The sequence below is a fragment of the Alphaproteobacteria bacterium US3C007 genome, from assembly GCA_034423775.1.
Taxonomy (GTDB): Bacteria; Pseudomonadota; Alphaproteobacteria; order Rhodobacterales; family Rhodobacteraceae; genus Thalassovivens; species Thalassovivens spotae.
Genome location: CP139918.1, coordinates 3,040,426 through 3,066,409, shown reverse-complemented (window position 1 = coordinate 3,066,409; position 25,984 = coordinate 3,040,426). Strand labels below are relative to the sequence as shown.

Here is a 25,984-nt window from a genome sequence, read left to right as displayed (position 1 = left end):
AGGGCAAGATTATGTCGAATGAAGTTAAAAATTGTGCAGATGATTATATCAAAAAACAATTGTTTAGCGGCATTGAGTGGCGCATTGAGCAAGCGGGCGAACTGCGGTTAGAAGGGCGTTCGGGCTATGCAAATTATGCCTGTAAAACGCCCATTCCCGATCGTGCTATTTACCGCATATACTCCATGACTAAGCCGATCATTGCAGCTCTTGCCGTGTTGCTGGTTCAAAAAAGGCTGATGCGGCTTTCTGATCCAATCGCTAAATACGATCCACAGTTTTCAAAGATGCGCGTTTTGACGCCAAATGGATCACTAGAGCCTGCTTGTAAATTGATAACGCTTGAAGATTTACTGACCCATCGGGCTGGGTTCAGTTATGAATTTAACCTTGGCTGCCATATTGCCCCCTATTATCGCAAGGCAGAGATTCTTGCTGATGGCGCGCGAGACCTTCGCGAAATGATACGCACCTTGGCGCAACTGCCATTGGCCTTTCATCCAAAAGAACGCTGGCTTTACAGTATGTCGATCGATGTACTGGCGCATCTTGTCGAATGCGTAACCGGCAGACGGATTGATGCTTTGCTACAAGAGTATATTTTTGATCCCCTTAACATGAGCGATACAGGGTTTCGTTTGTCCGACGCGCAATTGCCCCGTTTAATGACAAATTACGGGCGCTACAAATTGGAAGCCATTGCGCCTTTAAATAAAATTGAACACGTGCTCGAGGAAAATGACGTCGCCCGCATGTATCCAGAGCAATCCTCAGAGTTTCGTCGCGGCGGCATTGGTCTTTATGCAACGGCGCAGGATTACAGCGCCTTTGCAAGGTTTTTACTGACGGGAAATTCAGATACCGGCGAAAAAATGATTTCCAATGACATGGTTGGCCTTATGCGCGCCAATCGCCTGCCGCTTTCTGCCGTGCCTCTCAGCATTTCTGGGCAAGCGTTTCCCGGCTATGGGTGGAACTTGCTTGGCCGGGTTATGACTGATGTGGGTCAGGCCGTTGTGCCTACAACCCTTGGCGAGTTTGGCTGGTCTGGCGCCGCGCAAAGCTATTTTTGGGTAGACCCGCAACGACAGATCACGGGCGTGATTATGACCCAATTCATGGGCAGCAATCATCCGTTACATGAAGATATGCTCAACGCAGTCTATGCCACGCTATAAAAACCGTTGTTTTTAGCGTGCAGAGGCAAGTAAAGCGGAAATATCCAAATGCTTTTCAAGGTGATCGGCCAAAGCGTTTAACGTTTGATCGACAGTTTGCGAATAGGCCTGCGCACTGCTTTGAATATGCAAACCCTTTAAAAACGCATGGCGAAACCCATCGCTCGAAAACATACCGTGTAAATAGCTGCCCATGACCAGACCATCCGCGCTTATGGCGCCTTCGTTGCGCCCATTAAGCTGAGCAAAAGGGCGCAGCGTATCTGGGCCCTGCGTTTGGCCGATATGAATTTCATATCCGCTAAACTCTTGCTGTGTTGGCGGGTGTATTGCATTCACTTGGCCCAATTGCTTTTTGGGATACATGATTGTGTTTACCTTCAACAAGCCAAGGCCTTCTGTTTTGCCGAATACGCCCTCAATTCCCTCAGGGTCATCGATGACGTTTCCTAGCATTTGATACCCACCACAAATCCCCAAAATATGCCCACCGCGCCGGCGATGCGCTTTAAGGTCAATATCCCAGCCTTGCGCGCGCAGATAGGTCAAATCGGCCGATGTCGATTTGCTGCCAGGCACGATCACCAAACGCGCATCAGCGGGGATGGCTTGGCCAGGACGTAAAACCGTTACTTGTAACTCTGGATCATTGCTCAGCGGATCCAGATCATCAAAATTTGCGACACGTGACAATCCCAAGCACACGATATGCGGCTTACCAGGCCGCTGTGGGGTTGCGATGTCCAACGCATCTTCGGCAGGTAGCTTCCATGCTTGATCAAAATAAGGCGCAATCCCAAAGCCCCGCCAATTGGTTTTCGCGCAAATCATTTCATAACCTGCAGAAAACAAGTTAGGATCACCTCGAAACTTATTGATAATAAATCCAAATATCTTCTTATTATCTTCTGGATCTAAAACGCTATTCGTGCCCACCATTTGCGCAATAACGCCGCCGCGATCAATATCACCAACCAAAAGAACCGGCACATCCGCCGCGCAAGCAAAGCCCATATTGGCGATATCGCCAGGCCGCAAATTCACCTCTGCGGGGCTACCAGCCCCTTCCACTATTACCAAATCAAACGTGGATTTTAGGCGTTGAAAACTTTCCAAAACGAAGGGCATCAGCTTTGGTTTTAACGCTGAATAATCTTTTGCACGCGCCGTGGCATAGCGTTTACCCTGAACTATGATTTGCGAACCCGTTTCACTTTCTGGCTTTAACAAAACCGGATTCATGTCGCAGACTGCAGCGCAGCCCGCCGCCAAGGCTTGTAACGCCTGCGCGCGGCCTATTTCGCCTCCATCTGACGTGACGGCTGCATTATTTGACATATTTTGTGGCTTGAATGGCGCAACGCTCAGCCCTCGCCGTTTGGCCGCGCGGCACAACCCGGCCACTAGCAAAGACTTGCCTACATTTGACCCGGTGCCCTGAACCATTAAGGCTGGCATGTTAGAACTCAACGCCAAATTGTGCTTTGATACCTTGTTTGAAGGGATGTTTGACTTGCGCCATCTCGGTCACCAAATCCGCAAGATCAATTAAATCATCCTTTGCATTGCGTCCGGTCAAACATACATGCGTCATCTCCGGTTTTTCTGTTTTCAAAAAGGCAATCACATCATCGATATCGATATAATCATAGCGCAGCGCGATATTGATTTCATCAAGCAAAACGAATTGAATTTCGGGATCAAGGATAAGCTCTTTTGCCCGATGCCAGCCGGCTTGAGCCGCAGCAATATCGCGTTCACGGTCTTGCGTTTCCCAGGTAAACCCTTCACCCGAAACTACAAACTTGCATTGCTCGGCAAAATTTTCTGTCAAAAACTTGCGTTCGCCGGTCACCCAAGTGCCTTTAATAAACTGCACCACCGCGCAGGGCATCTCATGCGCGATACACCGCATGATCATTCCAAAGCCAGAAGAAGATTTCCCCTTGCCCGCGCCCGTGTGAACAATAATAAGGCCTTTTTCATCCGTTTTGCTCTGCATCATCTTATCGCGCGCCGTTTTGATTTTGCGCATCTTTTGATTGTGTCGTTGATTTTCATCGACCATAGGAATTCCTTTTTCTTGACACGCCACGTTGCATGGCCCATTGCAAATGGATGTTGGTTCTTGTTCTAGGACAGGCGAAGAGGGAATGCACTCAGTTTTTCGACGGAGTACGTCGGAATATCGAAACGCAGCCGCCCCCGCGACCGTGAGCAGCGAAGACGCGTGTATACCACTGGCAAATGCTGGGAAGGATACGCATCTGTGAAGGCAACGCCTTCAAAGCTGTAAGCCGGGAGACCTGCCAACATAAAAACAACCGGATCCGGACGGGGTGTGTCGGAGGCGGAGCATGTTCTTGCATGCCCTGCTGGCCTCTGTCTGGTTTTCTTGCGTTCCGACGCGCTGCCAGAGGAAGATAATGTCAAAAACGGATTCAATTGAGTTGCTGGTTTGTACGTCTTGTCGCGCGGGGCGCGCGGAGCCAGATAATGAAAAGCGCCAAGGCACTGTACTTTTCGAGGCAATCAAGCAAGAAGCGCTGCCCGAAAATATAAAACTGACGGCTGTTTCCTGTTTGGCAAATTGTGATCATGGCTGCTCCATCGTGTTGCGCGGCGAAAACCGTTGGACTTACGTCTATGGCAATCTTGATCCAGCGCAGGATGTTGAAACCATATTGAATGGCGCATCTCGATATCTGGATGCCGCTGATGGACGCGTTCCCTGGCGCGAAAGGCCCGAACATTTCCGAAAAAACTGCATCGCGCGTATTCCCCCAATTGAGGCTGCTTCATGAACGATCTAACAAAACTTCCCGTCACCGTTGTTACCGGATTTCTTGGCTCTGGAAAAACCACGTTAATCCGCCATTTGATGCAAAATCCAGGCGGCAAACGGCTGGCCATTATTGTCAACGAATTTGGCGATGTGGGGGTCGACGGTGAAATCCTTAAATCCTGCGCGATCCCCAATTGCCCAGAGGAGAACATTCTTGAATTGGCCAATGGATGCATTTGCTGCACGGTCGCGGATGATTTCATCCCGACCCTGGAACGCCTGATGAAACTTGAACCACGTCCGGAACATATTTTAATTGAAACCTCCGGCCTGGCGCTGCCAAAACCACTTTTAAAGGCTTTTGACTGGCCAGATATTCGCTCAAAAATCACAGTCGACGGGGTGATTGCTTTGGCCGATGCCGAAGCAGTAGCCGCAGGCCAATTTGCGCCTGATTTGGCTGCCGTTGCCGCGCAGCGAGACGCTGATGAAAGCTTAGATCACGAAACCCCCTTATCCGAAGTGTTTGAAGATCAGATTTCTTGCGCCGATTTGATTTTGCTCACAAAGCCTGATTTGGCTGGCGCCGAGGGCATTGCCAAAGCCAAAGCGGTGATCGCCGCAGAAGCGCCGCGCAGTTTGCCCGTGATCGAAGTGGCCGATGGGCATATTGATCCGCGCGTCGTATTGGGGCTAGAAGCAGCGGCCGAAGATGATCTGCACGCGCGTCCTTCGCATCATGATGGGGTGCCCGAACATGATCATGAAGATTTTGACAGCGTGGTGATCGGACTGGACGAGCTTGAAAGCCCAGAAAGCCTTATCAAGCGTATTGAAATCTTAGCTGAGAGGCAAAATATATTGCGCGTGAAAGGCTATGCCGCGGTAAAAGGCAAACCAATGCGTTTGCTCGTTCAGGCTGTCGGCGCGCGCGTGCGCGCACAATATGATCGGCCATGGGCCCCAGATGAAATGCGTATGGGCCGCGTGGTTGTGATTGCCGAACATGATCACATCGACAGAAACGCAATCGAAAGCACACTGAAAGGATAGCATCAAAGATGCATGTGATCTTTCGCGAGAGTCATGGTTTGGAAGAGACCGCTCAGCCGGTTGATCTGCAGCAAACGCCTGCAGATATGGTGGTTTTGTCCTTTTCCGACAGTGATCTTGGGGCCTTCTCGGTTGGATGGCATAACGCGAAAGAGGATCTGCCAAGCCTTCGTTTGGCAAATTTGGCTGCGCTGCAACACCCGCTTTCAGTTGATACCTACATTGAGCAAACGCTCCGTGACGCAAAAGCTGTATTGGTGCGGCTGATTGGGGGAATGCCTTATTGGTCTTATGGTCTGCAACAACTTCGCGCGGTTGCTGAAGAAAACGGGATCGCTTTGGCTGTATTGGCCGCTGATGGGCGGGCCGATAGCCAGCTGGATGATATCTCCACCCTGCCCGTGTCAACATTGCGCAGGTTGCGCCAGCTTTGTGACGCAGGTGGCCCCGATGCTGCAAGCGCAGCTTTGGCACAATTGGCCTTATCTGCAGGGTTATTTGCGCGCCCGAAAATAGGCCAAAAGAATCCGCCGCGCGTAGGCGGTTGGTCGCTGCAAAATCGCCTGTCCTGCCCTGCCGCGTTTGCGCTGCGCGTAATACCCAAACCGGCGGTTGTGATAAGTTTTTACCTGTCTTATCTCACGGCGGCTGATTTGGCGCCGATCGAGGCTGCTGCCCAAGCGCTTGAAGCCCGCGGGTTTGATGTGTTTGGGGTGTTTGTTCCCTCGTTGAAAGAGCCTGAATCAGCGGCGTGGTTGCAACGTCAAATGCGTTTGATCGCGCCGGTTGCGATTTTGAATGCAACGGCATTTTCAGGAAAAGGCCCTGATGGCGCTTCGCCACTGGATATCGCTGAGGTTCCGGTGTTTCAAATGGCTTTGGCAACCTCAACGCGTGCGGCTTGGGCGGATACTGAGCGCGGCCTTTCGCCCGCCGAGCTTGCGATGCATGTTGTTTTGCCCGAGGTCGATGGCCGTCTATTTGTGGGGGTTGGTTCGTTTAAAGACCCCGCAGCGCGGGATCCACAACTTCAGTTCTCACGCTTTATCCATAAAGCCGACGCGCCCCGGATCGCAGCAATCGCCGATCGCATCCGCGCGCATGTCGATCTCTCGCGCGTTGAGAATGCGCAAAAGCGCCCAGTATTGGTGTTGTCAACTTACCCTGGCAAACCTTGGCAAATGGCACATGCGGTCGGCCTTGATGCGTTGGCTTCAGCAGAAGCCATTCTGAGCGATCTACAAACCAGAGAATATGATGTTGTACCAGATGGCCCGCTTCACAAGGATCTTCAAAACCAACGGATAAAATGGCCCCTCAGCGCCTATAAAACCGCGTTAAAGGATTTGCCCGAATGCCTTCAAACCGAGCTGTTTCACGCATGGGGAGATCCAGAAACCGATCCGCAGGCGCGCAACGGAGCGCTCGAATTCGCGGCAACACGGCGCGGCAAGGCGCTTATCGCCCTGCAACCAGAACGCGGCAGTCTTCAAGCGCGCGAATCTGAATATCATGATACCAGCCGTACGCCGCGCCACAGCTACGTGGCGTTTTATCTTTGGCTTAGAACCGTTGAGGCCGCCAGCGCTTTAATCCATATTGGCGCGCATGGAACGCTCGAATGGCTGCCTGGAAAATCGGTTGCTTTATCAGAGGTTTGTTGGCCAGAAGCGCTGATTAAGGATCTGCCAGTAATATATCCCTTTATTGTTAATGATCCAGGCGAAGCGGCTCAGGCCAAGCGCCGGATTTGCGCGATCACGCTGGGGCATATACCGCCGGCTATGAAAGCCAGCGCAACGCCCGACCGGCTGGCCTTTCTAGAAAACCTTCTTGATGAGTTTTCAAACGCTGATGGGTTGGATCCGCGCCGCCGCACCCGACTGCAGGATGACATACGCGCCGAAGCAAAGCAGCTTGGTGTTGAGCAAGATCTGGGGCTTGACGCGGCAAGTTCAAACGCAGAAGCGATCAGCTGCATCGACCGCTTTGTGTGCGACATTAAAGAAAGCCAGTTTGGTGATGGGTTGCATATTTTTGGGCGCGCACCCGAAATTGCCGCAGAATTTGACAGCCACCCCTCGATCAAAGCCGAAAGCGCGGCGCTTCTCACTGCGCTCAACGGCAAGCGGGTGGCCGCCGGTCCATCCGGATCGCCGTATCGGGGCCGAAAAGATGTTTTGCCAACGGGGCGAAACCTGTTCACAACGGATCCACGCGTGGTTCCAACCCGATCGGCCTACGCGCAGGGTTTGGTCTTGGCCGAAGAATTGATGCGCCGGCATTTACAAGACCATGGTGATTATCCGAAAAACCTAATCGTTGATCTCTGGGGCTCAGCCACCATGCGCACGGCGGGTGAAGAATTTGCCATGGCGCTTGCGCTGATCGGCGTAAAGCCCGAATGGGATCCGGGCTCGGAACGTGTCAGCGGTATCGAAATCACCCCAATTGCAGAGCTTGAAAGGCCCCGCATTGATGTGACATTGCGCGTCTCGGGCCTGTTTCGCGATATTTTTCCAACCTTATCTGCGTTGTTTTCACAAGCCGTTCAAAGCTTACGGGCGCGCAGTGAAAGCCCGGATTGGAACCCATATGTCACCAAGCAGGAGCTGTCGCGCGTGTTTGGCCCGGCACCGGGAGATTACGGCTTGGCGATGGGCGCCTTTGGCGACACCTATACAGATGAGGCGCGCGAAGCGGCGGGCAAAGCTTGGCTGGCCGCAAGCGCCTATGCGCTGAACGGTCCAGACAGCACATACAGACCCGATGCGATTAAAGAACAAGTCGCAAAAGCAGATGGATTTGTTCATATTCAAGATCTGCCCGAAACGGATCTCCTGCTGGCGGCCGATTACGCCTTTCACGAAGCCGGTTTTGCCGCAGCGCAAGGGGTAACGGGTGGATCGGCCGCGCTTTACCATGTGGACAATACCAACCCGGAAGCGGTGCGCGCGCGCAGTCTTTCCGAAGAAATCGCCCGCGTTGTTCATGCCCGGGCAAGCAATTCAGATTGGGTTGCTGGCATGCGCCGACATGGTTATCGCGGGGCTGCGGAAATCGCTGCAACATTAGATCACATGGGCAGTTTCGCGCATTTGGCAAATGTGGTGGGGCCGCATTTATTCGATATGTTTTTCGATGCCACTTTGGGAAATTCGGATATTTCCACCTTTATGGAAGACGCCAACCCCGAGGCATTCGCGGCTTTGAAAAAACGCTTTGAAGCCTTGGATAAAGCCGGGCTTTGGGTCACGCGGCGCAATTCGATCCGCGCCTCTCTTGAGGCCGCGCAATGAGCAGACCTGAGGCCCAAGGCTGGTGCCCCACAGCGTTTCACCCCATGATGTCGGGTGATGGCATGCTGCTGCGCGTGCGTCCGCAATTCAATCGTTTAAGCCTTGAACAAGCGTTGGGCCTCTGCGGAATCGCCGAACAATTTGGAAATGGGTTAATAGATTTTACCAGCCGCGCCGCAGTGCAAATACGCGGTTTAACCCCGGCTTCATTCACCAAGGCGTTGTCGGCGTTGCAATCTTTATCGCTGGTTTCCCAAACCGCGTCACATGAGGCTTTGCGCGGCGTGTTGCTAAGCCCAGAATGGCAAGAAAACGATTTAACCTACCGGTTAACGCAGGCGCTTTATGACCGCCTTGATGAGCTGCCAGAGCTGCCCGCAAAATTTGGCTTTGCGATGGATACGGGGCGGCGGCCAGTTTTGCAGGGCTGTTCGGCAGATATACGCCTTGAAACATCAAAAGATGGCCGCCTTTTATTGATCGAAGATGGCGCCGATTTTGGTCATAGCGTTTCACAAGACACCGCGATATCTGCCCTGATTGCCTTGGCCCATATGTTTTCACAGGCTGTCCGTGGCGGTAACCCCAATACTCGGATGCGGAATCTACCATCGCCGCTGCAAAGCGCACAAGATGAATATGCTTATAAAAGACAGCTGTCTTTCGCGGCCCTTCCGCTTGGGAAAACGGCGCTTGGCTTTCATTTAGCACCTGCTTTTGGGCAAACTACATCGCAAGATTTTACAGAGCTGTTGATACAATCTGACTGTGCATTTTTGCGCTTAACACCCTGGCGCGGGCTTTTATTAGAACGGGCGTCAAACCTAACAATACCGCCTGGTTTCATTAGCGATGAGCAGGACCCTAAGCGGCGTATTCAGGTTTGCCCTGGCGCACCAGCCTGTCAGAGCGCCAAAGGGAACACGCGCGGTTTTGCGGCGCGGATGGCACCGCGTCTTGGCGCCAATCCTGCGTTAAATTCGAAAGACCTGCATATTTCAGGATGCGCAAAAGGTTGCGCAAAACCCCAAAAGGCAGATCTAACCTTCGTGGCTCAAAACTGTGGCTTTGACGTGATTGTAAAGGGCCATGCATGGGATAAGCCAATCATAACGGGCTTAGACCCAGATATTATTTTACAAAACTTGGATGGCTTTTAATGCCCTATGAATATGAAACTAACGGCGCTGCGATTTACGAACAATCTTTTCGGATGATCCGCGCTGAATCAGACTTAACGAATTTTAATGCTTTGGAAGAACAAGTGGCTGTGCGCATGATCCATGCCGCCGGTTTGGTCGATCTGGCAAAATATATCAAATTTTCGAATGGTTTTGTTACCAAGGCGCGCGCCGCATTAAACGCGGGTGCGCCTATTTTTTGCGATGCGCGCATGGTCTCTGAGGGGATCACCCGCGCCCGTTTGCCTGATGCAAACGAAATCATATGCACGCTGCATGATCCAAATATTTACGAATTAGCGGCCGATATGAACACCACCCGATCCGCGGCCGCTTTAGAATTTTGGCGCCCCCGATTGGCCGGATCAGTGGTGGCAATTGGCAACGCGCCAACTGCGTTATTTCACCTTTTGAATATGCTCGAAGATCCCACTTGCCCGCGCCCTGCGGCAATTATCGGGTGCCCTGTAGGCTTTGTAGGAGCGGTGGAGAGTAAGGACGCCCTATGGCAAGCGCAACCCGCGCCCTGTTCGATTGTAGAGGGCCGCTTGGGGGGAAGCGCCATCACCGTTGCCGCTGTGAACGCAATCGCGAGCCGTAAAGAATGAGCAGAGCAACGATCTACGGGATCGGGCTTGGCCCCGGCGATCCGGATTTAATGAGTGTCAAAGCCGATAGATTGGTGCGGCGCATAAAAAACGTTGCGTTTTTTCGAAAAGCCGGGCGCAAAGGACACGCAAGAACGATCGTTGAGGGGCTATTGCCGATGGGCGCGATTGAGTTGCCGATGGAATATCCCGTGACCACAGAAATCTCTGTAACAGATCCACAATACAATGCGCTTCTGTCCCAGTTTTATGAAGATTGCACATCGAAAATAGCCTCATTATCCGAGCAAGGGCACGAGGTTGCAATCCTCTGCGAAGGAGATCCCTTTTTCTATGGATCCTTCATGCATTTATACACTCGGCTGAAAGACACGCACCCTGTCGCGGTTATACCAGCCATCACAGGAATGTCGGGCGCTTGGACGGCCAGCGGAGCGCCGATCACCTGGGGTGATGATGTTTTAACCGTTTTATTGGGCACTTTATCACTGGACGAGTTGCAAAAGCGCATGGCCAATAGCGATGCTTTGGTCATAATGAAGATCGGTCGTAATATCGAAAAAATTCGCCAAGCCCTGAAAGCGAGCGACCTCTACCAAAAGGCGTGGTTGGTCGAATTCGCCACGATGCCCCAGCAAACCGTTTATAAACTTTCTGAATGCGAGGGCAGAATTACCCCTTATTTTTCGATTATTGTGGTCCATGGTCAGGGACGGCGGCCATGAGTGGAACATTGAAAATTATCGGATTGGGCCCTGGCAGCGCCGGCCTGATCACCCCCGATGTCAAAGACGCATTGGAAACCGCCACGGATGCAATCGGCTATTACCCCTATGTTGCCCGCGTGATCGAGCGGTCCGGATTAACCATTCATGGATCCGATAATCGCGTGGAATTACAACGCGCAAAGCAAGCGCTTGAATTGGCCGGCGAAGGCAGGCATGTCGTGGTTGTCTCGTCTGGCGATCCGGGCGTGTTTGCAATGGCCTCTGCGGTGTTTGAGGCCGTTGAAACCGGACCTTTAAGCTGGCGTGAGCTGGACATATCCGTATTGCCTGGAATCACCGCAATGCTGGCGGCCGCTGCGCGGCTGGGGGCGCCTTTGGGACATGATTTCTGCGTCATAAACCTGAGTGACAACCTAAAGCCGTGGTCAATCATCGAAACGCGTTTGCGGTTAGCGGTGGAGGCGGATTTCGCCATGGCCTTTTACAATCCGCGGTCAAAAGCGCGCCCTGAAGGGTTTGAAAAAGCATTGGATTTGCTTAAGAGCGCTTGTGAAAAGGAGCGGTTGATCATGTTTGCGCGGGCGGTTAGCACGCCAGAGGAAAGCCTGCTCACCGTTGCGCTTAGCGACACTACGCCCGATATGGCCGATATGCGAACGATGGTTTTGGTCGGTTCGCGCCAGACGCGTTTGATCCCGCGAGAAAACGCCGCGCCGATTGTCTATACGCCCCGGAGCATGCGCTAATGCCCCGCAATCCAATCCATCGCTTCGGTGACCAAGAACGCCTCATCGCGGGGGAGCGACAAAATTGGGCGTTCAATCATAATTACCGGCAAGAAAAGCTGCCGCGCCGCTTCAATTTTAGCATAGGCGCCGCGCCCACCCGCATTTTTAGAAACAACCATCTCAACCTCATGCTCGCGCATCAACGCAATATCCTGTTCTTTGCTAAAGGGTCCACGAGATACAATAATCGTGCTATCTGGCAGCGCCAAAGTCTGCGCGGGCGGGTCGACAAGTCGCAACACATAGTGATGCTGCGATTGCGCGGCAAACAGATCAAGATGCATCCGCCCAATGGCAAGCATAATATTCTGCTTCTGAGCGGGCAAGGCGGACGCGGCCGCCGAAATATCGGGCACGCTATGCCAGCGGTCAGTTGTTTCGGGGCGCCAAGGAGGGCGCGTCAAAGCCAGCAGGGGAACCCCTGCTTTGGCGCAAGCAAGCACAGCGTTTTCGCTCATCTGCGTCGCAAAAGGATGTGTGGCATCGATCACATGCGTAATCTGTTCTTCCCGAAGATAGGCGAACAAGCCTTGGACGCCGCCAAACCCACCAATCCGCTTTTCAATTGGTTGGGCTTTGGGCCGCTCAACGCGCCCAGCGTAAGACAGGCACGCGCGATACCCTTTGGTTGCTACGGCTTGCGCGAGCTGACTGGCCTCAATCGTACCGGCCAAAATCAAAAGGTTTACGGTCATGGATAACGCTCCTTGGCTCACCATACTCGGTTGGGGCGAAGATGGTCCAGATGGGCTAACCGCCACAAGTGCAAAAATTTTGCAAGACGCAGAGATTATCGCTGGTGCCACTCGGCATTTAGACCTTTTACCGCCAGACTATAACGCTATGCGTTTCTGCTGGCCGGTGCCCTTCGCCGCGGGGCTAGCACCTTTCTTGGCTTTGCGGGGCAAAAAGGTTGTGCTTTTGGCGTCGGGCCATCCCTTTTGGTTTGGCGCAGGCACAAGTATCACGCAACATTTACAGCCCGAGGAATGGCGCGCCCTGCCCGGCCTGTCTTCATTTTCATTGGCGGCCGCAGCCTTGGGCTGGCCGCTTGAAACCACGCATTGCATGGGGTTGCACGCAGCGCCCCTTGAACGTTTACGCCCGCATTTGGGGGTTAATAAGCGCCTTCTGATCACGCTTAAAGATGGGGCGATGGCCCAAACGGTTGCGCAATATCTTTGCGCTGTTGGGTTTGATAGATCCGAGCTAACTGTGCTTGAGCGCCTGGGTGGACCGCATCAAAAAATCCGCTCGACCCGCGCAGATCGCTTTAACCTTGAAAAAATTGAACACCCTGCTCTGCTGGCGATCACGCCAAGCGATGGGCCGGCGCTTCCATTGGCAAATGGATGGCCAGATAGCGTCTTTTCCCATGATGGCCAAATCACCAAACGCCCGATACGCGCCTTAACGCTGTCTGCGCTTTGCCCAAAACCCGGCGATGTGCTGTGGGATCTCGGCGGTGGGTCCGGCTCCATTTCTTTGGAATGGCTGGCCAGTGATACAACGCTGACAGCCTTTTGTATTGAACAAAACCCCGACCGCGTGAGCCGCATTAAAAAGAATGCGCAAGAATTGGGGCTAGACCGGTTGCACGTAATACAAGCACAAGCGCCAGAAACACTCCATGATTTACCGCTTCCCAATGCGGTTTTTATTGGCGGCGGTATCAGCGATGCCTTGTTACATACGCTGTGGCATATATTGCCTGCGGATACGCGTCTGGTGTGCAATGGCGTAACCTTAGAGGCAGAAGCCTTACTGATAAACTGGCAGTCAGAAAAAGGGGGTGAGCTTCTGCGGATCGAACTGTCCCATATGGCCCCGCTTGGTTCAAAACGCGGATGGAAAGCCAACTTTCCAATCTTGCAATGGAGCTGCACGTTATGATCTTTGTTGGCCTTGGGTTTCGCAAAGCCGTAACTACGAAAAGCTTTGAAAACCTGTTCCGTCAGGTTTTTAACCTGACGGAATTGCCGGGCCCAATAAAGGCGCTTGCCACGCTTGATACAAAAGCTTTAAATCCTGCATTGCAAGAATTTGCAGCGGCAAAAAAGGTCACACTCATTCCTGTGTCTTTGGAAAATCTACAGCGGCAAATAACGCCAACGCAATCACCCGCCGCACAAGCCGCTTATGGCCTGGGTAGCATCGCCGAAGCCGCCGCGTTGGCCGCCGCAGGAGATGGATCATCATTAACCTTCAGGCGCTTGGTATCAAATGATAAAATGGCAACATGCGCCTTTGCGAAAGGATCTTTTAAATGACAGTGCACTTTATTGGCGCCGGTCCGGGAGCGGCAGATCTTTTAACGCTCCGCGGACGCGATTTGATCGCCAATTCACCGGTCTGCCTTTACGCGGGCTCGTTGGTGCCCGCCGAAATATTAGCGCATTGCGCCAGCACAGCGCGGATTGTGAACACAGCACCAATGGATCTTGATGCGATTATCGCCGAATGCCAGCGTGCTGAGGATGCTGGGCTTGATGTGGCGCGCCTGCATTCGGGCGATTTATCGATTTGGTCTGCTATGGGCGAACAAATCCGCCGTTTAAAAGCAGCCGATATTCCCTTTACAATCACCCCTGGTGTTCCATCCTTCGCCGCTGCTGCCGCGGCTTTAGAAGCCGAATTAACATTGCCTGAGATTAGTCAGTCAGTGGTACTGACCCGCACTTCGGGCCGCGCATCAACCATGCCCTCAGGGGAGAGTTTGGAAAACTTTGCGCGCAGTGGGGCCACTTTGGCGATACATTTATCAATCCACCAGCTTACTAAAGTGGTGACAGAGCTCACACCTTTTTACGGCGAGCATTGCCCGGTGGCGATCGTCTATCGCGCAAGCTGGCCTGATCAGGAAATCACGCGTTCAACCTTGTGCCGCGTGGCTGAAACGCTGTCAGAAGATATAAAACGGACCGCTCTCATTCTTGTTGGGCCAGCTTTGGCCGCCGAGGATTTTGCGGAAAGCAGCCTTTATGCAAAGGATTATGATCGCCGCTTTCGCCCGCAAAGCGCGGAATCGCCTTTTTATGGAAGCGCTGATTGATGCGCCCAAATGGTCTTTTAATTTCTGCACCCAGCTCAGGCACCGGCAAAACAACCGTTATGCTGGGGTTGCTCCGGGCATTTTCTGATCGCGGCCTTGCCGTTCAACCGTTTAAAAGTGGCCCCGATTATATCGATCCAGCTTTCCATTTTGCCGCTGCGCGCCGGGCATCGTTCAACATTGACAGCTGGTCTATGAGCGCAGAGCTGATCGATGCGATCAGCCACCAGGCGTCTGGCGCGGAATTGATCATTGCAGAAGGCTCAATGGGGTTGTTTGACGGTGTGGCAACGCGGGGCGCTGAGGGGTATGGAAGCAGCGCCGAAACGGCCCAAAGATTGGGCTGGCCGGTTGTGTTGGTGATCGATGTTTCTGGGCAGGCCCAATCCGCTGCGGCAACCGCTTTGGGCTTTAAAACCTATGCGCCTGATCTCAATATTGCAGGGGTTATCTTAAACCGGGTTGCCAGCCCGCGCCATGAACGTTTGGCAAGATTGGGTATGCAAAAAGCGGGAATTGAGGTGTTTGGATCGTTGCCAAGGCGCGGTGATCTTGCGCTTCCCGAGCGGCATCTGGGGCTTATTCAGGCCGTAGAGCATCCTGATTTGGAAACCGCGGTTGCTGGTTATGCGCAATTTTTAAAAGATCACGTGGATCTGGATGCGTTGTTTGCGGCCGCATCCGGATCCGCTGTTGCGCGGCCGGGGCGCTGGGCATCCCCGCCGGCCCAGAAAATTGCCATCGCGCGCGATGCTGCTTTTTCTTTCACCTATCCGCATCTATTGGAAAGCTGGCGCGCGGCAGGTGCAAGCATTCTGCCGTTTTCGCCTTTGTCTGATGAGCCTGTTCCACCCTCTGACTTGGTCATCTTACCCGGGGGGTATCCAGAGCTGCACGCGGGCAAGCTGGCTTCGGCACATAATTTTTGGAACAGTTTGCGGGCGCATGCGGCACAAAACCCCGTTCATGGCGAATGCGGCGGCTATATGGCGCTAGGAGAAGCCCTGATTGATAAGCAGGGTGTCTCGCATAAAATGGCAGGGTTGCTTGGTTTGGTAACCAGTTATGAAAAACGCAAATTTCATTTGGGCTATCGCCAAGCCCATCTATGCGCCCCCGCTTTGGGCTTTGCGAAAGGCACAAAATTGCGCGGTCATGAATTTCATTATTCAAGCATTCTCAACCAACCCGACGCAGCATTGGCTGATGTGTTCGATGCCGATGGCAATTCAGTCGCCGAAACCGGCTCTTTTCGCGGATATGTCAGCGGAACCTTTTTCCATTTGATTGATGAGGCGCAAAAGTGACCGGATTTGTAAGCTTTGTTGGCTCTGGCCCTGGCGACCCCGCGCTTTTAACCTTGAAAGCCGTTGAGTGCCTAAAAACGGCGCAGGTTGTCTTATTCGACGATTTATCCTCTGGGCCAATTCTGAAATATGCCGGCGCAAAAACAGAATTGATTGGGGTGGGCAAACGCGCCGGCCGTCGTTCGCCTAAGCAGGATCACGTAAGTCGTTTATTGGTCGATTATGCTGGCCAAGGCTATCAAGTTGTACGTCTTAAATCAGGGGATCCAGGCGTTTTTGGCAGATTAGAGGAAGAAATTGAGGCTTTGCGCGCGGCGAATCTTCCGTTTGAAATTGTGCCAGGGGTAACCGCTGCAAGCGCGGCAGCCGCGGCGGCGGGCATTCCCCTCAGTCGACGTTTAACCGCCAGGCGCATTCAATTTGTGACGGGGCATGACGTTGCGGGCGCGCTGCCAGACGATCTGAATATCCCCGCCCTTACCGATCCGAATGCCACAACGGTGATTTATATGCCAAAGCGCACCTTTGCTTCTTTAGCTGAACTCTTGATCCAAAATGGCTTGCCGAAAACCACTCCGGCTTTACTGGCGGAAAGCATTTCCACACCTGAGCAATATCTGCAGCGAACAACCGTGCTCACCTTGGCGCAGCAACTCTCAAAGGATATCTCAAGCGCGCCCGGGCTCATTTTGTATGGCGCCTTGGCTGAAACTTCGCTTCAAGATGTCGGGGTTGGTTGTGATCTGTCGTGATTTGTCTTGACCCAAGGGGTCAGCCTGCTTAACTGGCTGAGCAAAAGGTGCCAAAGCATACGCGATGGTGAAACGGGAAGCCAGTTCAACGCAAGTTTGCCCCGGCAAGCTTAAGCCAATCTGGCGCTGCCCCCGCAACGGTAGGCAAAGAGGCTGTATCATAAGCCATTATGGCAATAAGCCATGAGAAGGCGATACAACCGGCGGTCTTTGCAAGCCCGGAGACCGGCCTAATGCGTTAACGCAGATCCCTGCAATGGGGGATCTTTTATATTGGTTGATCACGGGGAAGTGATCTTTAACAAAGGAAAAGACATGCATATTGAACCAGGCCTTGTGAATGGGGTAAAAATTGCCCTGAGCTATGCAACCGCGGCCGGCGCAGCAACTTATGGTATTAAATTAACGCTAGAGGCATTGCGCCAGTCTGGCGCCTTCAATTTGGCAGCGCGTGCTATTTTGGCAACGATTGCGACATTCGTCTTTTTCGAGATTTTGCCGCATTTTCCTGTCGGTGTATCAGAAGTTCACTTCATTCTGGGCTCGACATTGTTCCTCATTTTTGGTGTGGCTCCTGCCGCATTTGGCTTGGCCGCTGGATTGCTGATCCAAGGGCTCTTTTTCGCCCCGATTGATTTACCACAATATTTTATGAATCTCACGTCGCTGTTGGTTCCTTTATTCGCCTTATCGGTGATTGCAAAAGCGGTGATTGCGCCAAATACGGCCTATGCCGACTTGAGCTACCGCCAAGCGCTTATGCTCTCGACCAGTTATCAAGCCGGCGTTGTTGGCTGGGTCGCTTTTTGGGTGTTTTACGGCCAGGGGTTTGGCGCTGAAACCTTCGCAAGCGTTGGGCTGTTCGGCATGGCGTATATGAGCGTGATTATTTTGGAACCGGTTGTTGATCTCGCGGTATTGGCGCTGGCAAAAATGATGCGCGATACTCCAGCGTCGGGTCTAATGCAGCCGCGCGTGTATTCTGCTTAAACTTTGAAACGAGACTTAAAGCGGCCTCATTTTTTTATGGGGCCGTTTTATATTGGGGCTACAAAATGATTGATCTGTATTTCATCGGCATCGGGATGGGCAATCCAGATCATTTAACCAGACAGGCGATTGCCGAACTTCAAACCGCTGATGTTATTCTAATCCCGCATAAAGGCGCCCAAAAATCTGATCTTGCCGATTTGCGCAAAACTATTTGTGAAAAATGTCTCGAGCCAATCCCGCCTTTGGTTTATTTTGATCTTCCCAAACGCGATTCCAAAACCAAAACCTATCTAGAGGGGGTTGTTGATTGGCACAGCGCGATCGCCAAAACTTGGCAGGATACGCTGCACAGAACGCTTCCAAATGGTGGCAAAGCGGCGCTTATGATCTGGGGTGACCCCTCTCTTTATGACAGCAGCTTGCGCATTGCCCAAAGGTTAAACCCGCGCAAAGCAGCAATCCGCATCACTGTGGTTCCGGGATTGACATCAGTTCAACTGCTAACCGCGGCGCATGCCATTCCCCTTAATGCTTTAGGAGCAGCCGTCACCTATACAACGGGGCGCAATTTGGCAGATCACGGTTGGCCTGATAAATGTGAAAGCTTGGTTGTAATGCTGGATGGTCAAACCGCGTTTGATCGATTGGATCCAGACGCGTTTGAAATATGGTGGGGTGCATTTTTGGGCATGCCAGAGCAGATTTTAATCAGCGGCCGGCTTTCTTCGTGTTGCGAAGAGATAAAAACCACGCGCCAGCGCGCCCGTGAAACTCATGGCTGGATTATGGACACGTATCTATTAAGACCTGTTCCGTAATTTTTAAGAGCTGCGCGCCTGCCTGCGTGCAAAATGATAAACGGTTGCGTGGTGATAAACATCGCCGGGCAAAAGCCAGGGGCTTGGATATTCGGGTCTATTGGGTGCGTCAGGCCAGGTTTGGGCCTCTAGGGCGATGCCAGCAAAGGCGCGATAAGGGTACCCAGCATGGCCCTTCGCAGAAAAATCAGACAATCCGCTGCCCGTGTAAATATGCACCCCTGGCTCCGTGCTTGCCATTTCCATATCAAGCGCATCGGTACTTAAGCGCGCTACGGTGGTTATCGGACGGCGCCGGTCATTCAGGCAATAATTGTGATCAATTTTAGCAAATGTTCCATTTTCGCACAGCGCTGAAAAATTCGAAAAATCATATTTTGAGCCCGCAACAGGGGTGGGCGCTTGGCTGGGAATGCCAGTCTCATCCACTGGAAGGTAACGCTTCGATAAAACCTGTAAGCGGTGCAGATCAATCTGCGGGCGGCCGTCGAGATTGAAATAGCTATGATTGGTAAAATTGCATAAGCTCGCGGCATCGGAAGTGGCGGTAATATCGATCTTCAAATTTGACTGCGCCAACTGATACCGCACGTTCACCCGAAGCGTGCCAACAAACCCCATATGCCCATCCGGGATAATATCTTCCAATGTTACAAAATCGGACCCCGAGTCGATGATGGCCCATAATCGGCTCGAAGAGCCATCTGATCCGCCGTGCAGGCAATGCAACCCATCTTGATTGGCATCCAAATGCTGATGATCCGTCGCGCCGTCTATTCTTGCCTTGGCAATCCGGTTTGCATACCGCCCGACAATGGCCCCGAGATAGGGCGGGTTGGTTAAGTAAGGTTGGAGGTTGGGAAAGCCCAGAACCAAAGAATGCGGAAGATCGTTACACCTCAAATCTTGTAAAACAGCACCATATGTTGAGATATTCGCCCGTAAATCATCCGAAACAAGAGAGATCAGGTGCACCACCCTGCCCTTCAGATCCGATCCCCAAGCCCTAATCATTCAGACGGGCTGAGCCGAAGAAAATCAGCAGGCTTTATCTGACCATGAATGGTCTCAACGGCCCTCGCGTTATGATTAAACCAAAACTCTTCAGCCCCCATAACGCGGCGGCGCACGCCCTCTGGCATTTTAATCGTTTTTATTCCTGCTTTTTGACATAGCGGTTCTAAAAACTCTATAAAACCGTCCTGATCTAACCAAGACCCTAGGTAAACCAAATTGCCATCTTCCATCGCCACTGTATCGCCTGCTTTGCTCAAGAGAATGGGCGTAGCATGCCCTTCCAAAAGCTCTCTATAGCCTTTGATCGCGCCTGCGCCTGAAAGCGCGATGAGCATATCTGGACGGAGGGATTCGACAGCGCTCACCGTCACATCAAGGTGAGGGATATCAGGGGGCAAAGGCTGGGGGATTGTCATATGTGCATCGCGCGCAGCTGATCGAGGCCCAATCAGACTTACTCCGCTGTTTGACGCCAAAGCTTGCTTTAAATCTGACGGCATATGTATCATTCCGGGCGCACAAACCATTTTATAATCTGAAAAATTTTGCACTTTACTGGAAATCAAATCGACCGAGACTCCCAGCTTGCGCAGCGCACAATACAGATCGAAAACCAAGCCGAAATAACTAAGCGTTGCCCCATGCGGTTGAATGCTCCAAGCCGCATCTGCATCATAATCAAAAATAATCGCAAGCTCGGCCGATGCATGCGCAACATCTGGCGCATCCGCCAGCTCTGCTGCCACTCGCGCGGCTTCTTTTAAGGCCGGTGCAGCTTCCCCGTCGGGGCGCAACAGGCCGGCATGCATTTGCTCTTGGGCAAAGGGCACTTGCCGCCACCGAAAGAAACTGACCGCCTCGGCGCCATGGGCAAAAGCTTCCCATGTCCAAAACCGCACCATACCAGGCAACGGAACAGGGTTATATGGCGCCCAATTCACCGGCCCGGGCTGTTGTTCCATTACCCACCATCGGCCCTGCCCGACCGCTCGATATAGATCATGATGAAAGGCTTGAAAATCTGGATGGCCTTGTCGTGCAAAAGCTTTTTGCTCATCTACCGACGCACCCACACGATCTTCCAAAAACCCAAGCGGATAGCTATCCCAAGTCGCTATATCAAGATCCTCGCCGACTTTGAAATGATCAAAATCGGTTATCCGGCCCATAAAATTATGCGAAATAGGCGCTGATGAATGCTGCCGTATAATCTCGACCTGTTCTTTATTAAAGGCAACGACCTGCTCTGAACTATAGCGCCTAAACGCTAAAGAATGTGCCGGATTCGGCTCTGTAACCGTTAAGTTTGGCAGCTCTATCTCATCAAAATCAGCATAAGACATCGACCAGAATACGTTGCCCCAAGCCGCGTTCAACGCGTCTATATCCCCTGCATTAGAACCATCTGAGAAAATAGCGCGCAGCCAGTTGCGAAATCCGTCTTCCGCATTTTTTGAATAAGACAATGTGGTATCGTGGCAGCCATATTCATTATCGGTTTGCCACGCCGCCACGACAGGGTTATTGCCATAGCGCTTGGCAAGCCGCCCCACGATATCGCGGCATTGCAGGCGATAGCCCAAATGGCTGAAACAATAATGCCTGCGAGAGCCAAACCTGCGCGGCTGCCCCTGCGCGTCTATAGCCAGCATATCCGGATATTTTTGAACCACCCATTTGGGCGGCGTAGCGGTTGGCGTGCCCAACACAACTTTCAACCCCGCCTGCCCTAAACATGCAATCGCTTCATCGAGCCAGTCAAATTCAAAACACCCCTCGCGCGGCTCTAGATTGTGCCAGGCGAATTCGCCAATGCGCACCCAGGTTAGCCCCGTTTCAACCATTTTTTTTGCATCGATTGGCCACCGGCTTTGCGGCCAATGTTCAGGATAGTAACACGTTCCGAGGCTGCGCTTCATATTGCCCTCACAATAACACCTGATGTTCAGCTTGCCCTTTGACATCTACATCTTTTACGAAAAATGTTTGGCCCGCCTGTGGCTCATTCACTCCAACCGCTGCCGAGGTTACGAACAAGCTTGTTAAGGTTTCACCGCCAAAGGCAGGGCAGCTGCTTTGCGAAGCAGGGCATTGAATATGATCCAAGTAAACCCCCTCGGGGCTATAGCGCGCCACGCGACCACTGCCCCATTGGGCATTCCACAAACATCCAGATTGGTCAACAACCGCGCCGTCCGGGTGTATATTATCCGCGCGCAAATCAATGAAAGGTTCAGGATCTCCGATCGGCCACCCGTCTTTCGCTGACAAACGCCAACGATGGATGATTTGCTGGCTGGTATCGGCAAAATAAGCCGCATCGCCATTAGGTGAAAAACAAATCGCATTGGAAATTGTTATGTTAGAGATCAGTTTTCGCAGTTCACCTTTAAAATAGCGATAGATCGCCCCAGCGCCTGTCTGCGCGGCTTTTCCCATCGTACCAATCCAAAACCCTCCAAAGGGGTCAGCGCGGCCATCATTAGAACGGGTTTCCAGCTTTTCTTTTTCCAACGCAACAACAGTGTCCGTTTTACCCGTCGTTATATCCAAGATAAAAAGTTCGATTTCAGAGGCTATTAAGATTTGATCAGCAGAGACCCAACCCGCGGCCGATACGCAGGTCTCAAAATTCCAATCGCGCGATTGATTGTCCTCTTTCATCAGCACGCGTTTGGACAAAATATCAAACCAAAACAAAGACTGACGCTCAGGATGCCACAGAGGCCCTTCCCCCAAGATGCAGTTGGTCGTGTCGAACACGTTCATTGATCAAACACTGCATCATAAGCCGCCGTGATATCTTGGGCCTTGGCGCGCACATCCGCCACGGACATACCCGGTTTATAAAGCGATGATCCGATCCCAAACCCGGTTGCACCTGCGCCAACCCAATCTGAAAAATTATCGGGCCCCACGCCGCCAACCGCGTAAATAGGGGTGGTTTTGGGCAAGACCGCACGCAACGCCTCAAGCCCTTTTGGCCCTAATAGAAATGAAGGAAACAGTTTTAAACCATCCGCCCCATGCCGCAGCGCGGTGAAACATTCGGTCGATGTAAAGCACCCAGGATAAGATAGCATATCGGCCTGTTTTGTAGCCTTAATCACGTCTGAATTGCAATCTGGAGACACAACCATTGAAGCGTTAATCGCCGCCAAATGGTCAACTTGTTCCACCTGTAAAACCGTTCCAGCGCCGATCACGGCCACATCGCAAAACGCATCGATAAGCCGTTCAATGCTTTCAAAAGGCGACGGTGAGTTGAGCGGAACCTCAATTTTATCGATCCCCGCCTCAATAAGAACCTCTGCAATTGCGGGGGCTTCTTTGCTGGTGATCCCACGTAAAATCGCTATAATTTCACGTTGCATTTATAGATCCTTGTATCTGTTGGTAGGCTTTGGTTAAGCCTGCAAGAGTCATATCAACCGAGCGATGGCTTTGAGGCTGCACACCTTGGCTGATCAAGCCATCAATATAGGCCATAGATAACTCTTCAGCGCCGATAATCGCGATATCTTGGCCCAACCAATAGGGGCGTGCTGCCGACAGTTCGAGGCCAATTAAAAACCCAGATAAGCGCGATCTCGCAACCGCGCCCGATAGATTATTTAACAAAGTCTCTGCCCTTAGCCCAAATAATTTCGAGGCAATTGAGGCCGGTGCGCTGATCGCCGCATCCAGCGCCTCTAGAAATGCGCTTTTGTGCCAGCCTGAAGATGCGATTGAATGTTTCAAAACAGATGTCTGGCCAAGCAGTGAAAACATCTCACCTGTCATAAAGGTCTGGAAACTGACAATTTCTTCCGCGCTGATCCTCACCCATTTGGTATGCGTGCCCGGCAAGCACAGAACGCCATCAAAGCTTGGGTTTTGGTTGAGAAATCCGGCTATTTGCGTTTCTTCACCGCGCATCACATCGGCAGGACGCGCCTGTTTCACGCCTGGGAGTATGTAGAGAGAAAACCGTTCATCGCGGGTTTCTATTTTTTGGGCGTCTTCTAATCCCGGCGCCGAACACGGCGCGGCAATATAAGGTGCCTCATGCCAGCCTTGTTTTGCCCCGATCATTCCGCAGGCCACAACCGGAATTACCTTATCTGGCGATAGGAAAGGCGCTGCCAAACGCGTGAAGCGCGCATAAAATTGATCCGAAGACAGTGCGGCCATTCCGCTATCATCGCAGGCCTCGGCCAAAATATGGCCCTGAGCATTCAGCAACCAGATCCTCAAATGGCTGGTTCCCCAATCCACGGCCAGCCAATCTGGCCCAATTGCCCGCTTATTTATATTCATCCTGTTACAACCACGCCGCCATCCACGACAACGGCTTGCCCCGTGAGCATCCGACTGCTTTGCGACGCCAAAAATAAAGTTGCATCAACGATATCTTTAGGTTGTAGTAAGTCGGGCAGGCATTGGCGCGCTAAATGCGCTTTCAACCCGTCATCCGTGACCCATAAATCCTTTTGCCGATCGGTCATAACCCAGCCAGGCATCACAGCATTTACGCGAATTCTATCAGGTCCTAACTCGCGTGCTAGCGATCTGGTTAACCCGGTAATCGCCGCTTTTGTTGCGGCATAAACAGGATAACCAGCATTCCCCATCAAATAAGAAATTGACGAGAAATTGATGATTGACCCACCGCCATTCGCGCGCATGGCCGGTGCAACTTCTTGCGCTGTGAAAAATTGCGGCCGTAAATTTACCGCAATATTTTGATCAAACTCATCCTGCGTGTAGCCATCAAGCGTATGACGCGTATCGTTGGCCGCATTATTAACCAAAATTGAAATAGGCCCGTGTTGCGCGGCAGCTTTTACAATCGCCGCCTTTAAGGATGTTAGATCCTTGATATCACAGGGTAAAAATAAAGGGGCGTTGTCATATTTTTTGGCAAGCTCTGCGGCAAAATGATCTGCATTTGATCTTTGAACAAAAGCAACTTTGGCACCTTGGGCCAAAAAGCCTTCGGTCAACGCAGCGCCAATTCCCGCCCCACCGCCGGTGATAAAGACCGAAGCACCCTGTAAATCGTGAAATGTAACGGTTTGTGTCATGCTGCCTCTTCTTTCTGAAGCCATTTTGGCATCCAATCGCCATGCGCTGCCAATAAGGCATCCACAAGGGCTTTTATCTGGTCAAGGTCCAATTCTGCCGCGGCGCGCGGATCAAGCATTGCGGCATGATAAATATGATCTCGATTTTCTTCTAACAATGCTTGAACGGTCAAGTCTTGTACATTTAAATTTGTGCGCATCAAGGCAATGAATTGTGGTGGAATATCGGGCACGGAGCTTGGGTGAATGCCGTTCGCATCTACCAGGCAAGGCACTTCCACTGCAGCACCATCGGGCAATTGCGGAATAAACCCGTTATTGGCCAGATTGCCATAGATGATTGCCGCGTCACCGGTGCTAAGCGCGTTCATGATTTGGGCTGCATATTCGTGGCTTTGCTTAACCTCGATATGCGCAGCCTCACGAAATGCCACAACTTGATCCTTCCATGCGTCAATTTGCTCTTCGCAGCGTTTGGGGTATTCATCGATCGGGATTTGAAATTTTTTCACTAAATCTGGTCGATGCGATTTTAAAAACCATGGCACATATTCTGCAAAATGTTCAGAGCTTTCGGTCACGAATAATCCAAAATGCTTCATCACCTCATAGCGAATAAAATTTGGACAGCGGGGATTGGCACCCGTGTGCGTTGGGAACCGGCCTTCCAAATAACCATCGCGTAAATCGGGGTAAAGATCAGCCCAAGATCCGTCGCTTTGCCGGCCTTCAAAGCTTAAGAAAAAAGCCATGTGATTAATGCCGCCAGCGCGGTAGCGAATATCAGCAATATCGCGCCCCAAATCACGCGCCAGCTCTTCTGCTGTGCCTTGCACCGAATGACACAGCCCCACCTGCTTAATCATCGGATAACGCGCGCTGATCGCCCAAGTGTTGATCGCCATAGGGTTTACATATTGCAACATCACCGCGTCGGGGCATAGCGCCAGCATGTCTTCGCAAATTGACCAAAGATGCGGCACTGTTCGTAACCCGCGCATGATCCCGCCTATTCCCAGTGTATCACCGATGGTTTGATCAAGTCCGAAGGATTTTGGGATTTCAAAATCGGTTACAGTACAGGGTTCAAAGCCTCCGATCTGAAAACAAACAACCACAAAATCCGCCCCATCCAACGCCTCGCGTTGTGACAAATGAGTGGTGATTTTAGAATCTGCCTTCAAGCTTAGGATTAATTTTTGCGCCACCAACTGACTTTCCAATAGACGCGTCTCATCAATATCCATAAGCGCAATATGCGCATTTTTCAGCGCCGGGTAATGCAAAATATCCCCCAGAATATTTTTCATAAAAATCGTAGACCCTGCACCAATAAAACATATTTTCTTAGCCATTTCC

At 52.0% G+C, this 25,984-nt stretch carries 25 protein-coding genes and 2 riboswitches; of the genes, 15 read left to right on the top strand and 10 right to left on the bottom strand.

Features of this window, described 5'->3' with window-relative positions; genetic code table 11:
• Positions 1–11: 11 nt before the first annotated feature.
• Positions 12–1,178 (top strand): serine hydrolase domain-containing protein, encoded by a 1,167-nt coding sequence (locus UM181_14580; GenBank protein ID WQC62526.1) that lies wholly within the window; start codon positions 12–14, stop codon positions 1,176–1,178.
• A gap of 12 nt (positions 1,179–1,190) precedes the next feature.
• On the opposite strand, the gene UM181_14575 is transcribed toward UM181_14580, so the two are convergent.
• Positions 1,191–2,636 carry a cobyric acid synthase gene (locus UM181_14575; protein WQC62525.1) on the bottom strand — a complete coding sequence of 482 codons (1,446 nt, stop codon included), beginning with the start codon at positions 2,634–2,636 and terminating at the stop codon, positions 1,191–1,193.
• 1 nt (position 2,637) lies between these two features.
• The gene (gene cobO / locus UM181_14570; protein ID WQC62524.1) at positions 2,638–3,246 is read right to left on the bottom strand and encodes a cob(I)yrinic acid a,c-diamide adenosyltransferase; all 609 of its coding nucleotides are present in this window, start codon (positions 3,244–3,246) and stop codon (positions 2,638–2,640) included.
• 37 nt (positions 3,247–3,283) lie between these two features.
• Positions 3,284–3,507: riboswitch (cobalamin riboswitch) on the top strand.
• A gap of 97 nt (positions 3,508–3,604) precedes the next feature.
• On the opposite strand from cobO, the gene UM181_14565 reads away from it, so the two are divergent.
• The 7 genes from UM181_14565 to cobJ are packed head-to-tail and all read left to right on the top strand — an operon-like array spanning position 3,605 to position 11,578.
• Positions 3,605–3,982: a DUF1636 domain-containing protein gene (locus tag UM181_14565; protein ID WQC62523.1), complete on the top strand. Its 378-nt coding sequence runs from the start codon at positions 3,605–3,607 to the stop codon at positions 3,980–3,982.
• Complete coding sequence (gene cobW, locus UM181_14560; protein WQC62522.1) at positions 3,979–5,016, top strand: cobalamin biosynthesis protein CobW; 1,038 nt, start codon at positions 3,979–3,981, stop codon at positions 5,014–5,016. Before UM181_14565 ends, cobW begins: the two co-directional genes overlap by 4 nt.
• 8 nt (positions 5,017–5,024) lie before the next feature.
• Positions 5,025–8,315: a cobaltochelatase subunit CobN gene (gene cobN / locus UM181_14555; protein WQC62521.1), complete on the top strand. Its 3,291-nt coding sequence runs from the start codon at positions 5,025–5,027 to the stop codon at positions 8,313–8,315.
• The gene (locus UM181_14550; GenBank protein WQC62520.1) at positions 8,312–9,475 is read left to right on the top strand and encodes a cobalamin biosynthesis protein CobG; all 1,164 of its coding nucleotides are present in this window, start codon (positions 8,312–8,314) and stop codon (positions 9,473–9,475) included. The genes cobN and UM181_14550 overlap by 4 nt, the downstream gene beginning before the upstream one ends.
• The gene (locus UM181_14545; protein WQC62519.1) at positions 9,475–10,104 is read left to right on the top strand and encodes a precorrin-8X methylmutase; all 630 of its coding nucleotides are present in this window, start codon (positions 9,475–9,477) and stop codon (positions 10,102–10,104) included. The genes UM181_14550 and UM181_14545 overlap by 1 nt, the downstream gene beginning before the upstream one ends.
• Positions 10,101–10,829 (top strand): precorrin-2 C(20)-methyltransferase, encoded by a 729-nt coding sequence (locus UM181_14540; protein WQC62518.1) that lies wholly within the window; start codon positions 10,101–10,103, stop codon positions 10,827–10,829. The genes UM181_14545 and UM181_14540 overlap by 4 nt, the downstream gene beginning before the upstream one ends.
• Positions 10,826–11,578, top strand: a complete 753-nt coding sequence (gene cobJ, locus UM181_14535) for a precorrin-3B C(17)-methyltransferase (GenBank protein ID WQC62517.1) — start codon at positions 10,826–10,828, stop codon at positions 11,576–11,578. The genes UM181_14540 and cobJ overlap by 4 nt, the downstream gene beginning before the upstream one ends.
• Here cobJ and UM181_14530 read toward each other — a convergent pair.
• The gene (locus UM181_14530) at positions 11,575–12,315 is read right to left on the bottom strand and encodes a cobalt-precorrin-6A reductase (GenBank protein WQC62516.1); all 741 of its coding nucleotides are present in this window, start codon (positions 12,313–12,315) and stop codon (positions 11,575–11,577) included. The two genes, cobJ and UM181_14530, sit on opposite strands and share 4 nt — an antisense overlap.
• Here UM181_14530 and UM181_14525 point away from each other — a divergent pair.
• The 7 genes from UM181_14525 (at position 12,314) to cobF (ending at position 18,542) form a co-directional block, all read left to right on the top strand.
• Positions 12,314–13,513, top strand: a complete 1,200-nt coding sequence (locus UM181_14525; GenBank protein ID WQC62515.1) for a bifunctional cobalt-precorrin-7 (C(5))-methyltransferase/cobalt-precorrin-6B (C(15))-methyltransferase — start codon at positions 12,314–12,316, stop codon at positions 13,511–13,513. The genes UM181_14530 and UM181_14525 overlap by 2 nt on opposite strands.
• Entirely contained in the window at positions 13,510–13,890 is a 381-nt protein-coding gene (locus UM181_14520; protein WQC62514.1) for a cobalamin biosynthesis protein, read from the top strand. The genes UM181_14525 and UM181_14520 overlap by 4 nt, the downstream gene beginning before the upstream one ends.
• Positions 13,887–14,672: a precorrin-4 C(11)-methyltransferase gene (cobM, locus tag UM181_14515; GenBank protein WQC62513.1), complete on the top strand. Its 786-nt coding sequence runs from the start codon at positions 13,887–13,889 to the stop codon at positions 14,670–14,672. Before UM181_14520 ends, cobM begins: the two co-directional genes overlap by 4 nt.
• Entirely contained in the window at positions 14,672–15,979 is a 1,308-nt protein-coding gene (locus UM181_14510) for a cobyrinate a,c-diamide synthase (protein WQC64772.1), read from the top strand. The genes cobM and UM181_14510 overlap by 1 nt, the downstream gene beginning before the upstream one ends.
• Entirely contained in the window at positions 15,976–16,731 is a 756-nt protein-coding gene (cobA, locus tag UM181_14505) for a uroporphyrinogen-III C-methyltransferase (GenBank protein ID WQC62512.1), read from the top strand. Before UM181_14510 ends, cobA begins: the two co-directional genes overlap by 4 nt.
• Before the next feature lie 28 nt (positions 16,732–16,759).
• Positions 16,760–16,980: riboswitch (cobalamin riboswitch) on the top strand.
• 66 nt (positions 16,981–17,046) lie between these two features.
• On the top strand, positions 17,047–17,721 hold the full coding sequence (locus UM181_14500; protein WQC62511.1) for an energy-coupling factor ABC transporter permease: 675 nt from the start codon (positions 17,047–17,049) through the stop codon (positions 17,719–17,721).
• Positions 17,722–17,786: 65 nt separating this feature from the next.
• Positions 17,787–18,542, top strand: coding sequence for a precorrin-6A synthase (deacetylating) (cobF, locus tag UM181_14495; protein ID WQC62510.1), 756 nt, complete (start codon positions 17,787–17,789; stop codon positions 18,540–18,542).
• Between the two features lie 3 nt (positions 18,543–18,545).
• Here cobF and UM181_14490 read toward each other — a convergent pair whose 3' ends face one another.
• Genes UM181_14490 through UM181_14460 form a run of 7 tightly spaced genes read right to left on the bottom strand, consistent with a single transcriptional unit; the run spans position 18,546 to position 25,980 of the window.
• Positions 18,546–19,517, bottom strand: coding sequence for an aldose epimerase family protein (locus UM181_14490; protein ID WQC62509.1), 972 nt, complete (start codon positions 19,515–19,517; stop codon positions 18,546–18,548).
• Positions 19,518–19,552: 35 nt separating this feature from the next.
• Positions 19,553–21,478 carry a beta-galactosidase gene (locus UM181_14485; protein WQC62508.1) on the bottom strand — a complete coding sequence of 642 codons (1,926 nt, stop codon included), beginning with the start codon at positions 21,476–21,478 and terminating at the stop codon, positions 19,553–19,555.
• 7 nt (positions 21,479–21,485) lie between these two features.
• Entirely contained in the window at positions 21,486–22,328 is an 843-nt protein-coding gene (locus UM181_14480) for an SMP-30/gluconolactonase/LRE family protein (GenBank protein WQC62507.1), read from the bottom strand.
• The gene (locus UM181_14475; GenBank protein WQC62506.1) at positions 22,325–22,933 is read right to left on the bottom strand and encodes a 2-dehydro-3-deoxy-6-phosphogalactonate aldolase; all 609 of its coding nucleotides are present in this window, start codon (positions 22,931–22,933) and stop codon (positions 22,325–22,327) included. The genes UM181_14480 and UM181_14475 overlap by 4 nt, the downstream gene beginning before the upstream one ends.
• Positions 22,923–23,858, bottom strand: coding sequence for a 2-dehydro-3-deoxygalactonokinase (locus UM181_14470; protein WQC62505.1), 936 nt, complete (start codon positions 23,856–23,858; stop codon positions 22,923–22,925). The genes UM181_14475 and UM181_14470 overlap by 11 nt, the downstream gene beginning before the upstream one ends.
• Complete coding sequence (locus tag UM181_14465; protein ID WQC62504.1) at positions 23,855–24,625, bottom strand: SDR family oxidoreductase; 771 nt, start codon at positions 24,623–24,625, stop codon at positions 23,855–23,857. Before UM181_14465 ends, UM181_14470 begins: the two co-directional genes overlap by 4 nt.
• The gene (locus UM181_14460) at positions 24,622–25,980 is read right to left on the bottom strand and encodes an alpha-glucosidase/alpha-galactosidase (protein ID WQC62503.1); all 1,359 of its coding nucleotides are present in this window, start codon (positions 25,978–25,980) and stop codon (positions 24,622–24,624) included. The genes UM181_14465 and UM181_14460 overlap by 4 nt, the downstream gene beginning before the upstream one ends.
• Positions 25,981–25,984 lie beyond the last annotated feature (4 nt).